Source organism: Mycobacterium sp., assembly GCF_035697385.1.
GTDB lineage: Bacteria > Actinomycetota > Actinomycetes > Mycobacteriales > Mycobacteriaceae > Mycobacterium.
On sequence record NZ_DASSCY010000159.1, the window covers coordinates 1 to 11,354 of the forward strand.

At 65.6% G+C, this 11,354-nt stretch carries 11 protein-coding genes and 1 pseudogene; 1 reads left to right on the forward strand and 11 read right to left on the reverse strand.

What is annotated here, in order from left to right; all coding sequences use genetic code 11:
• The 8 genes and pseudogenes from gudD to VFH65_RS13335 all read right to left on the reverse strand — a co-directional run.
• A pseudogene (gene gudD, locus VFH65_RS13300) lies at positions 1-683 on the reverse strand (glucarate dehydratase); the annotation flags it as partial.
• A gap of 42 nt (positions 684-725) precedes the next feature.
• Positions 726-1,544: an IclR family transcriptional regulator gene (locus tag VFH65_RS13305; RefSeq protein WP_353322125.1), complete on the reverse strand. Its 819-nt coding sequence runs from the start codon at positions 1,542-1,544 to the stop codon at positions 726-728.
• Positions 1,545-1,546: 2 nt separating this feature from the next.
• The gene (locus VFH65_RS13310) at positions 1,547-2,269 is read right to left on the reverse strand and encodes a sulfite exporter TauE/SafE family protein (RefSeq protein ID WP_353322127.1); all 723 of its coding nucleotides are present in this window, start codon (positions 2,267-2,269) and stop codon (positions 1,547-1,549) included.
• Entirely contained in the window at positions 2,266-3,258 is a 993-nt protein-coding gene (locus VFH65_RS13315) for an ABC transporter ATP-binding protein (RefSeq protein ID WP_353322129.1), read from the reverse strand. The genes VFH65_RS13310 and VFH65_RS13315 overlap by 4 nt, the downstream gene beginning before the upstream one ends.
• Positions 3,251-4,270 carry an ABC transporter ATP-binding protein gene (locus VFH65_RS13320; protein ID WP_353322131.1) on the reverse strand — a complete coding sequence of 340 codons (1,020 nt, stop codon included), beginning with the start codon at positions 4,268-4,270 and terminating at the stop codon, positions 3,251-3,253. Before VFH65_RS13320 ends, VFH65_RS13315 begins: the two co-directional genes overlap by 8 nt.
• Positions 4,271-4,281: 11 nt before the next feature.
• Complete coding sequence (locus tag VFH65_RS13325; RefSeq protein WP_353322133.1) at positions 4,282-5,274, reverse strand: ABC transporter permease; 993 nt, start codon at positions 5,272-5,274, stop codon at positions 4,282-4,284.
• A 13-nt stretch (positions 5,275-5,287) separates the two neighbouring features.
• Positions 5,288-6,214 carry an ABC transporter permease gene (locus tag VFH65_RS13330; RefSeq protein WP_353322135.1) on the reverse strand — a complete coding sequence of 309 codons (927 nt, stop codon included), beginning with the start codon at positions 6,212-6,214 and terminating at the stop codon, positions 5,288-5,290.
• 20 nt (positions 6,215-6,234) lie between these two features.
• On the reverse strand, positions 6,235-7,779 hold the full coding sequence (locus VFH65_RS13335; protein ID WP_353322137.1) for an ABC transporter substrate-binding protein: 1,545 nt from the start codon (positions 7,777-7,779) through the stop codon (positions 6,235-6,237).
• A 328-nt stretch (positions 7,780-8,107) separates the two neighbouring features.
• Here VFH65_RS13335 and VFH65_RS13340 point away from each other — a divergent pair, with 328 nt between their 5' ends.
• Positions 8,108-9,070 carry a 2-hydroxyacid dehydrogenase gene (locus VFH65_RS13340; RefSeq protein ID WP_353322139.1) on the forward strand — a complete coding sequence of 321 codons (963 nt, stop codon included), beginning with the start codon at positions 8,108-8,110 and terminating at the stop codon, positions 9,068-9,070.
• Here the strand turns inward: VFH65_RS13340 and VFH65_RS13345 are convergent.
• The 3 genes from VFH65_RS13345 to VFH65_RS13355 form a co-directional block, all read right to left on the reverse strand.
• Positions 9,067-9,405: a hemophore-related protein gene (locus VFH65_RS13345; RefSeq protein WP_353322141.1), complete on the reverse strand. Its 339-nt coding sequence runs from the start codon at positions 9,403-9,405 to the stop codon at positions 9,067-9,069. The two genes, VFH65_RS13340 and VFH65_RS13345, sit on opposite strands and share 4 nt — an antisense overlap.
• 43 nt (positions 9,406-9,448) lie before the next feature.
• The gene (locus VFH65_RS13350) at positions 9,449-10,375 is read right to left on the reverse strand and encodes a LysR substrate-binding domain-containing protein (RefSeq protein ID WP_353322143.1); all 927 of its coding nucleotides are present in this window, start codon (positions 10,373-10,375) and stop codon (positions 9,449-9,451) included.
• A gap of 68 nt (positions 10,376-10,443) precedes the next feature.
• The coding region (locus tag VFH65_RS13355; RefSeq protein ID WP_353322145.1) for an enolase C-terminal domain-like protein at positions 10,444-11,354 on the reverse strand (911 nt) is incomplete at its 5' end.

Sequence of the window (11,354 nt, forward strand, 5' to 3'; positions counted from 1 at the left end):
TCCGCGAGGGCGATCACGGCCTTGGCTTCATCGGCGGCGGGCAGCACACCACCCTTGAGCTTGAAATCACGGAAGCCGTAGCGGTCACGCGCAGCCTCTGCCAGCCGCACAACAGCTTCCGGCGAGAGCGCCTCGTCGTGACGGATCCGCAGCCACTCGTCGGCACCTGCATCCTCGTCGGCACCCAAGCGGTACGCGAGGTCGGTCTTGGTCCGGTCGCCGACGAAGAAGAGATATCCGAGTGCCGGCACCCTGTCGCGTTGCTGTCCTTCGCCAAGCAGCGCGGCGACCGTGACGCCGAGATGCTGCCCGAGCAGATCGAGCAGGGCCGACTCGACAGCCGTGACGGCATGCACGGTGATCCGCAGATCAAATGTCTGAGCACCTCGGCCACCGCGGTCCCTGTCCGCGAATTCACGCCGCATGGCGGCGAGCGTCGCGTGATAGGCACCGAGACCAGTGCCCTCCACGAGCGGTATCGCATCTTCGAGGGTTCGTCGGATCGACTCTCCGCCCGGTACCTCGCCGACGCCCGTATTGCCATCGGAATCGTTGAGTATCACCAGATTCCGGGTGAAGAACGGGCCGTGCGCGCCGCTCAGGTTCAACAGCATGCTGTCGTGGCCCGCAACCGGGACGACCTTCATCTCGCGGACGGTCGGGGTTCGGGGTGACGAGGCCATGGTGGCCTCAGAATACTGAGCCCGATCCATGCACGTCCAACACTAAGACGGCATTGACTGATGCTTGAACTGCATGGATTGGACCACCCGCGATGCCTTGTCGCCCACCGCACGCAGCGCTTCGACGAGCTCGCGCTCGCGGTCCTCGGTCAACCGGCTGATGGGCACCGATGCGCTGATCGCGTCTTGTGCGGGCTGCACGTAGTGCAGTGCCACGGCAAAACACCGCAACCCCACCGTGTTCTCCTCGTTGTCCGCCGCATACCCGCGGACGCGTACATCGTCGAGAGCCTCGTCGAGAGCGTCCCTATCGGTGATGGTGTGCGCGGTCAGCGGGGCAAGCGTGGCAGGCAGATGCTCGTCGCGCTCGGGGCCGAACCGGTCCGCGAGCAGTGCCTTGCCCAGCGCCGTGGCGTACGCAGGCAATCGCCTGCCCACCCTGTTGGCCGTGCGCACGTATTGCCGCGATTCGCGCGTAGCGAGGTAGACGACATCGGTGCCGTCGAGGCGCGCAAGGTGAAACGTCTCGTCGAGACCTTGTCTGAGGTCGTCCAGAAACGGCGCAATCACCGGCAGATACGGATCGGTGTCCAGATAGCTTGTCCCGACGAGCAACGCCCGAATTCCGATGCCGTACAACGTTCCCGACGCGTCGGCGCGGATCCAGCCCTGCGTCATCAGTGTTCGCAACAATGCGTGCGCGCTGCTGCGTGGCATGTCGAGCGCAGCGCAGATTTCGCGGATCCGCGCCGGCCGCTCCTGTCGTGACGCGAGGTATTCGAGCAACTCGACCGTGCGCACCGCCGACTTCACTTTGCGTTCCGACACATCGGAAGCGCGTTCGCCAGTCGGTTTCGGCACGTTCAGAATCCTACGAGTTGCCGGATGATCAGCACGATCGCGCCGACGGCGGAGATCGCGATCGCTATCCATCGCTGTCGTTGGCGGTCGAGCAGATGATTCACCAATCGGGACAGCCCGTAGCCGATTACGACGGCGGGCATCAGCACGGCGAACGACGACACGGTGCGTCCGTCCACCGCTCCGGTGAGCGTCAACACCGCGATCGACATCAGCGAGCCGACAAGAAAGAAGCCGCTCATCGTGCCGCGCAGTCGAGCGCCAGTGGTGTTCTGCCACACCAGCGCCATGGGTGGGCCGCCGATCGATGTCGCGGTGCCGAGCACCCCGGACGTGGCGCCGGCAAGTATGAGATTGCGTCGATGCGGCACCGGAATCCAGCCGGTGCTGGTCAGTGCGACGCCCACGAGGACGACGCCGGCCAGCACAATGGCCAGTGCGCGCTCCGGCAGTGCTGCGAGCAGCAGGGCCCCCGCGATGGTGCCGGGCACTCGTCCCACCAGCGCCCACCCCGTCCCGGACAGGTCGATCTCTTCGTGCTCGCGTATCACCACGAAGATCGTCAGCAGGGTCGCGAGCATGATCAGGGTGCCGGGAATCAGACTGGGATCCACGATGGCGACGATGGGCGCGGCAAGCATGCCCATCCCGAATCCGATCGACGCCTGCATGCAGGACGCCAGGATGATCGCAACGGCGACAATCGAATACCCTGCGACACTCACGCTGTCACAGTAGCCACCCGCTCGGAGAGCAGCGGATGGTGGCAGAGCGCGCTGTGCTCACCGATGTCCGGATCGTAGGCATCCGGTGGCGTCTGCGTCGCGCAGATGTCGGTGGCCCGCCAGCATCGGGTCCGGAAACGGCAGCCTGACGGCGGGTTGAGCGGTGAGGGCACCTCGCCCTTCAGCAGGATCCGGTTTCCGCGGTGTGCCGCTTCGAGTTTCGGTGCCGCCGACATCAACGCCGCGGTGTACGGGTGGTTGGGCCGCTCGAAAACAGCTTCGGTGGGCCCGGTTTCGATGATCCGGCCGAGGTACATCACGGCCACCCGATCGGCGACGTGGCGCACCACGGAGAGGTCATGCGAGATGAAGATGTAGCTGATGCCCAGCTGCTGCTGCAGATCGTTGAGCAGGTTGAGGACTTGGGCCTGCACAGAAAGGTCCAGCGCGGAAACCGGCTCGTCGCAGACGATGATGTCCGGATTCAATGCCAGGGCCCTTGCGATTCCGATGCGCTGACGCTGACCGCCGGAGAACTCCTGCGGATACCGATTCGCGTCGCGGGCGCGCAGACCGACGAGGTCGAGCAGCTCGTTCACCCGCTTGTCCCGGTCACCGCGGGTCTTGTAGAGCGTCTTGTGTGTGCGCCAAGGCTCGGCGATGATGTCGCCCGCCGACATCCGCGCGTTCAGCGACGCATACGGATCCTGGAACACCATCTGCACCCGCCTGCGGAACTTCAGCAGCTCGCTGCCGCGCAGGCTGAACGGGTCGATGCCGTCGAAGGTGACGGTGCCGGTGTCCGGCCGCTCCAGCATCAGCAATGTTCTTGCCAGCGTGGACTTTCCGCAGCCCGACTCGCCGACCAAGCCCAGTGTCTCACCGCGGCCGAGGTCGAGGGTAATGCCGTCCAGTGCGCACAGCTTGTTCTTGCCTGCCACCCGGAATGACTTGGTGACGTCGCGGACCTCGAGCAGCCGATCAGACATTGGGGACCTCCTCCGGGAAGTGGCAGGCGGTTTTGCGGCTAGCATTGACCGCCTCCAGCGTGGGCCGCTTCGTCGCGCAGATGTCCCTGGCCAGCGGGCAGCGCGCCTGGTAGACGCAACCGGTCGGGATGGAGTGCAGATCCGGCGGTGCGCCGCCGATGGACTTGAGGTCTTCTCCGCGCACGGCGTTCACCGGAACCGAGTTGAGCAGCCCCTTGGTGTAGGGATGCCGCGGGTTCGCGAAAACCTCTGACACCGGACCGGTCTCGACGATGTTCCCTGCGTACATGACCGCGACGCGATCGGCTTCTTCGGCGACGAGCGCGAGGTCGTGGGTGATCAGCACGACGGCCATGTGGAACTCCGACCGCAGATCCCGCAGCAGCGCCATGATCTGGGCCTGCACGGTGACGTCCAGCGCGGTGGTCGGCTCGTCGGCGATCAGCACGCTCGGGTTCAACGCGACGGCCATTGCGATCAGCAGCCGCTGGCGCATACCCCCGGAGAACTGGTGGGGGTAGGAGTTGAGCCGGGTCTCGGGCTGCGGAATCCCGACACGGGCCATCAACTCGACGGCCTTCCGCTTGGCGTCTTTCGCGCTCATCCCCTGGTGGATCCGGAATGGTTCTGCCAGTTGGGTTCCCACGGTGTAGAGCGGGTTCAGTGCCGTCAACGCATCCTGGAACACGATCGCGAGCTCGGTGCCGGCCAGCCGCAGGCGCTTCTTCTTGTCGACGCCGAGCAGGTCGACATCCGCAAGCCGCGCAGATCCGCCAACCACGTCAGCGACCGGTTCGAGCAACCCAACAAGGGCCGTCGCGGTCATCGATTTGCCGCACCCCGATTCGCCCAGCAGCGCCAGGGTTTCGCCGCGGTGGGCGGCGAAGGACACGTCGTTGACGGCGCGGACTGTGCCGCTGATGGTGCGAATGTCGACGCTCAGGCCGTCGACTTCCAACGCGGGGTCGGCGTCGATCACTTCGGCGGAGGCGGGGTCGGCGAGAGCAGTCATCACAGGACCTTTCACGACAGGCGCTTTGCAGGTTTCGTGAAGCGGGACAAGCGCTTTTGTGGCACGGTGAGCCGCCACCGCTGGCCGGGATCGGTCGCGATCCTCGCCCACGCGGCCAGGATGGTGGCCGACACCGTGGTGATGACGATCGCCAGGCCGGGGAAGAACGACAACCACCACGCGGTGTGCAGATAGGTCCGGCCCTGCGACACCATCAGGCCCCAGCTGACGTCGGGCGGCTGGATACCGATGCCGAGGAAGCTCAGTGACGACTCGGCCAGCATCACGTAGCAGAAGTCCAGCGTCGCGACGGTCAACAGCGTTGGCAGCACGATCGGCAGGACGTGGCGCGTGATGATCGCCGTAGCGCCCGCGCCGAACGTGCGGGCGGCGTCGACGAACAACCGGCTCTGCAGCTCCGCGGACTCGGCCCGTGCGGTGCGCAGGTAGACCGGGATGCGCGTGATCGCCAGCACCAGAACGATATTCGCCGCGCTTGGCGAGAACACATAGAGCACGACAACCGCAAGCAGCAATGACGGGAAGCTCATGATGACGTCGGCGATGCGCATCGCGACCGTCTCGCGCCAGCCCCGGTAGTAGCCGGCCCACATGCCTATCGCCGAGCCGACGACTGCCGACAGCACCACAGCGGGGATGGCCACCGACAGCGTGGTGCGGCTGGCGACGATCAGCCTGGCCAGCATGCTGCGGCCGAGCGGATCGGTGCCGAGCACGTTGGCCCAACCGTGCGCCAGTGTGAACGGCGCCTGGTTGGAGTTGTCAAGGTCGATGCGCGTCGCCAGTTCGCCGACCAGCATCGGGCCGAAAACGGCTGTAAGGAAGACCAATCCGAGCACCGCTGCGGCCAGTGCGGCCACGCGGTCGTTGATCAACAGTCGGTACCACGACGACCGTCCCCTCCTGCGGGACGTCCCGGTTTCGGCATCGCCGACGATGGCCGTCGTCGGCTTCGCCGGCACGTAGTCGAGTTGTGTGCTCATCTGCCAAACTCCCTTAGACCCTTGCCGGTTCGCGGACCCGCGCGTCCAGCAGCGCGTAGCAGCCGTCGATGACGATGTTCAGAACGAAGATGCTGACGGCGGTCAGCAGCACCGCGGCCTGCAGTACCGCGAAGTCGCGCTGCAGGATCGCGTCGATCATCAACTTGCCGATGCCGGGCCAGCCGAAGATGGCCTCGACGACTACCGCGCCGTTGATCAAACCGACCGCCAGGTCGCCGGCGACGGTAAGGGCCGGCGCGGCGGCGTTGCGCAGTGCGTGATGGGTGACGACGCGGAAATCGCTCGCCCCCTTGCTGCGTGCCAGCCTTACGTATGGCGCGGACAGCGCGGAAACCATTGCGCCGCGCACGACTTGGGTCAGCACACCGAGTGGTCTGATCATCAGAGTCGCGATGGGCAATATCCACGAAAGACCGCTGTCGACGCCCGAGGTGGGCAGCACTCCTAGGAGCACGGCGAACAGCCACACGCCGGTGATCGCGAACCAGAAGTCCGGGATGCTCGCCGCCGTCATGGACAGCAGGCTTGAGAACCGGTCAGCGATCGAGTTCGGCCGGTACGCGGCCCAGCACCCGATCACGATGGCACCGACGATGGCCAGCAGCATGGTGGTGATTGCGAGCTGCAGGGTGGCCGGGAACGCGCGCAGCGCCATCTCGGACGCCGATTCGCCGGTGCGCATCGACGTGCCGAAGTCGAGATGGATGACACCCTTGAAGTAGTCGGCCATCTGGGTGAGCAGCGGCTGGTCGAAGCCGTTCTTCGCCGCGAAGGCTTCGCGCTGTTCGGGAGTCGCGGACTCGGGCAGATACAGGTTGGTCGGATCGCCGGTCAGGCGGGCCAGCAGGAAGACGCCGAGCAGCACGATGATCAACGGCAGTGCGCTGGTGTACATCCTGCGGCGTACGAACGAGAACATCGGTCAGGGCCTCCCGCTTCTCACTGCGTGTCGGTGCGGTCGGCGGCAGCGAACTTCATCTCGGAGAGACGCATCTCGTCGCCGGTCGCGGAGTTGGGCTGATAGTCCACACGGGCCGCCTTGGCCAGCACGCCGTTCATGTGCGCGATGTAGGCGAACTGGGCGACCTCGTTGGGCTCCTCGGCGAACAGCTTGGCGTACGCGTCCTGGCGCTGCTGACCTGTGAGTTGTCCCGCCGCATCGATCTTGCTGTCGAATGCGGCTGTCCCGTAGCCGTTTTGCGCGCCGTCGGTGCGCATGTACTGGTCGACGCTGAACGCGGCATCACCGGCCTGGTTGCCATGCATGATGAGCGCGATGAACGGCCCTGCGTTTTCCGGGAAGGGCTGCAGTTGGTACTGCAACTGCCCCGCGGTGTCCATCATCTCGATCTTGACGTTGAGGCCGGCCTGGCTCAGCTCGTTCTGGATGACCTCAACCGTCTCCGTGATCTTCGGGAACTGCGCGGTGCGCGCGATCAGCCGGACCTGCTTGTCGACGGGCACACCGTCGGCCCTGGCCTCGTTGATGAGCTGCTTGGCCTTCTCCGGATCATGCGGCCACAGTTGCAGATCCGCGTTGTAGCCCACGACCCCTTCGGGGATGAGCTGCGCAGCCGGTTCCCCCATGCCACGGAACAGCGCCTTGACGATGCCGGTGCGGTTGACCGCGTAGTTGATGGCCTGCCGCACGCGAATGTCGTCGAGCGGCGCTTCGGTTCCCGTCATGCGCAACGCAGTTGTCTCGTTGTTGGGGAACGCGACGCCGAGGTCGCCTGCCCCGTCCTCAGGCCCGATCAACGTGCCGATGTCCGCTTCGTCGTTGACGACCATGGCTGCGCGCACGCTGCCTTCGCTTCGCCATTGGTACTCGGCGCGGGCGAAGTCGGGTTTGGTTCCCCAATAGGCATCGTTGCGGCGCAGAACAAGCTTCTGGCCGTACTCCCAGTCGGCGATGGCGTACGGGCCGGTGCCGATCGGCTCACGCACCTTCTGCGCCGTGCTCGTCGAGCGCGGCACGATCTCGACGAACGAAATCCTCAGCGGCAGAATCGGGTCAGGCTTCTCGGTGCCCACTGTGACTGTGCTGTCATCGGGTGCGGCAACGGCGAGCTTCTCGTCACCGAAGACGTACCCGTCGACGTTGCACTGGAGATCGGAGTTGACGGCGCGGTCGATGGAGAACGCGGCGTCGGCCGCGGTGAACGGCGATCCGTCGGAGAAGGTGACGCCTTGCCGGACGTCGAACGTCCACTCGGTTGGTGACGTCTGGCGCCATGCGGTTGCCAGCAGCGGCGCCAGTTCGCCAGTGGCGGGATCGCGTTCGACGAGCGGTTCGGTGATGTTGGACCGGACCACGACACCGGTCGACGTCAGTGAACTTTCACACGGTTCGAGCGTCGGCGGTTCCTCCTGCAACACGATCCGCAGCGTGTTGACGTCATAGCCACCGTGGCCCGAGTTGGCGACGGTGCAGCCCGCGGCCACCAGGCAGGTGCCCAAGAGGGCGACGACAGCGGGTCTCATAGAACCTCCGGTTTGGGGCTGTCCACGTATGTGGATGAAGTCTGTGACCGCAGCCACAAGCTAAGAGCGCGCCGAGTCGGCAGTCAACCCAGCGCAATCGGTGGAAACCGCCCATTTTTGCTGCCTCAGAACGCGATCGCGCGGCAGGTACTGCATCGTTATTGTTGGCTTGACGTGCGGTTTTGCTGTGCGAGCCGACCAGCCGATGCGGTCATTCCACGCAATGCCCGGGCAATTATGCGGCTTAGGCAATAACCAATGCTATTTCCGTGTTGGACGGGTATTCGCAGCACGGCCTACCGTTTCGGTAAATCACCAGAGGAGAACTGTGCCCAGTCCCGCTACCCCTGCCGCCCGCTGCGTGCTTCAGGTCGGTCCGCTCAAACCGTCCCTCGCGGAGACACTGCGCACGTCGTACACCGCGCACGTGCTGCCCGAGGGCGCCGCCGACCGCACCGCGTTCCTCGCCGAGCATGCCGACGAAATCACCGTCGCGGTGACATCGGGGCGCACCGGAGTCGACGCCGAACTTATGGCGGCGCTGCCGCGACTTGGCGCGGTGGTGAACTTCGGTGTCGGCTACGACACCACCGACGTCGAGGCGGCCGCCAGCCGGGGCATCGGGGTCAGCAACACCCCCGATGTGCTGACCGACTGCGTGGCCGACACCGCCGTCGGGCTGATGATCGACGTGCTGCGTCAGTTCTCGGCAGCCGACCGGTACGTGCGCGCAGGGCGCTGGCCCGTCGACGGCAACTACCCCCTGACGCGACAGGTCAGCAATACCCGCGTAGGGATCGTCGGGCTGGGCCGCATCGGAAGCGCCATCGCACACCGGCTTTCGGCGTTCGGCTGCTCGATCCGCTACCACAACCGCCGCGAAGTCGCCGATACGCCCTTCACCTATGTGGCGTCACCGGCCGAGTTGGCCCGCCAGGTCGACGTGCTGATCGTCGCGGCGGCAGGCGGCGCCGACACCCGCAACCTGATCGACCGCGACGTCATCGATGCGCTCGGCGCCAACGGATATCTCGTCAACATCGCCCGCGGCAGCGTGGTCGACGAGGCCGCGTTGGTGGAGGCGCTGTCCGCCGGCCGGCTCGCGGGCGCGGGCCTCGATGTGTTCGCCGACGAGCCGAAGGTCCCCGACGAACTGCTGGCCATGAACAACGTCGTGCTGCTACCCCACGTCGCGAGCGGAACCGAACAAACCCGCGCCGCGATGGAGGATCTGACGCTGCGCAACCTCGACCAGTTCCTGAAAACCGGCGAGCTCGTGACGCCCGTTTAGAAGTTGTTGCAGGTGTTGGCGACCTGGGTGATCACCGGGGTGTATTGCTGAACTCCCGGAAAGGCCTGCGCCTGCGCAACCATCACCCGTCGCTGATCCGGTGACGCGGCAATGAGACTCTTCAGCCACCCATTAGCGGCCGGGGTCTGCTCCAACTGGCCGGCGAGTTCGGGCGATTGGGCGTTCAGTGCGGCAATCACCTGCGGATAGGTGCAGGTGGAGTTGATGATCGGGTTGACATCGGGTTGTGCAGAGGCGATCCCGATTCCGGTGGTGAACGCCAGGCCCAGACCGCCAACCGCGACAACCAGTTTCGTCGACGAGAACATTTTCATATGCCTTCCAAACGTAGTTATTAGACGGTAGCAGGAATTTGCTCTAGCCGACCACGTCCTCCACCAAATCGTCCGTCGTCCATTCTCGCTGAGGCAGAACGTCTCTGAGCAAGCGAAGCAAAGCAGGGTTGCTGCTGTCGCCACGCCACACCGCGTCGAGCTCCACCGGCCGCTCCCGGAATGCCCCGATGGACCGGAACACGACCCCTTCGGGATGCAGCGTGGCCGCTGACGCCGGGACTAGAGCGATGCCGATGCCTGAGCGCACGAGCACCAGCATGGTGTGCACCTGTGTCACGTACTGCACGTAGCGGGGAGTCGCTCCGGCAATGGTGAACGGGCTGATCAGTAGTTCGTTGAAGTACCGCGCCTGCACCGGTGAATACATGACGACGTCCTGGCCGTCGAGGTCGTTCAGGGTCAGCTGCCGCGCAAGACCGGCCAATGGATGTCCAACGGGCAGCGCGGCGACGAGTTGCTCGTGCAGTAGCGGCCGGGACACCAGGCCGGGCCGCTTCAGCGGCGGGCGGGCCATGCCGAGGTCCAGCTCACCGGTCATCAGCCCTTCGATCTGCGCCGCGGTGACCATCTCGCGCAGGTCGAGCTTGACGTCGGGCAGCTTCTCACGTGCGTCGTCAAGCAGGCGGGGCAGCACGGCGTGTGCGGACGCCGCGGTGAAGCCGACCACGACCGTGCCGAGATCGCCTGCCGGAATGCGCTTTACCGTCTGCGCCGCGCCCTCCGCCAGCTGCAGGATGCGTCGCGCGTCGGGAAGAAACGCCACCCCGGCCGGGGTGAGCGTGACCGATCGGGTGGTGCGGTCGATGAGGTGCACACCGAGTTCGCTCTCCAGCTGCTGGATCTGCCGGCTCAGGGGCGGCTGCGTCATGTGCAGCCGCTCGGCCGCCCGCCCGAAGTGCAGTTCCTCGGCTACCGCGATGAAGCAGGACAGCCGCGCGAGCGAAAACACCGATGCACTCCTCGCATCACTTAAGGCCGCAGATGCGGTAATCGTGCATCAGTCTACCGGCGGTCTGGTTACCAGCGGGGGCTGATTGCCTGGTAGGCCGGATCGATTGTCTGCATGTAGCCGGTGTCGTCACGGTCGCGGATACCGCAGCGCAGATATTGCTCGTGCAGTGTGGCGAGCTGGTCGTCGTCGATCTCGACGCCAAGTCCGGGTGTAGTCGGCACCGGCACCGAACCGTTCACGAACTCCAGCGCACCCGGTTTGACGATCTCCTCCGACTTCCACGGCCAGTGTGTGTCGCAGGCGTAGCTCAGGTTCGGTGTCGCGGCAGCCAGGTGCACCATCGCGGCCAAGCTGATCCCGAGGTGAGAGTTGGAGTGCATAGACAAGCCAAGGCCAAAGTTCTCGCAGATGCCGGCCAGCAGTCGGGACCGCTGCAGGCCGCCCCAGTAGTGGTGATCCGAAAGCACCACGCCGACAGACTGTTTCGCAACGGCAGCCGCGAGCTGGCCGAACGCGACCACGCACATGTTCGTCGCCAGCGGCATCGGCGCCTGACGCGCGACCTCGGCCATGCCGACGAGGCCGGGCGTCGGGTCCTCGAGGTACTCCAGTATCCCGGCCAGACCGGAGGCGACCTTGATTGAGGTCTGCGGGGTCCAGGCGGCGTTGGGGTCCAGGCGCAATGGATGGTCGGGGAAGGCTTCCCGCAGCGCCTCGATGGCCGCCATCTCCTCGTCGGGAGGAAACACGCCGCCCTTGAGTTTGATTGCGGTGAAACCGTATTCGTCGACGATGCGCTGCGCCTGTGCGACGATGCCTGCCGGGTCCACCGCCTCGCCCCACGCGTCGGGTTCGAGTCCGGGATGCGCCGCCCACTTGTAGAACAGGTAAGCACTGAACGGCACCGCGTCGCGGACCTTGCCGCCGAGCAGGTCGGAAACCGGCCTGCCCGTCGCGTGACCCTGTACATCCAGGC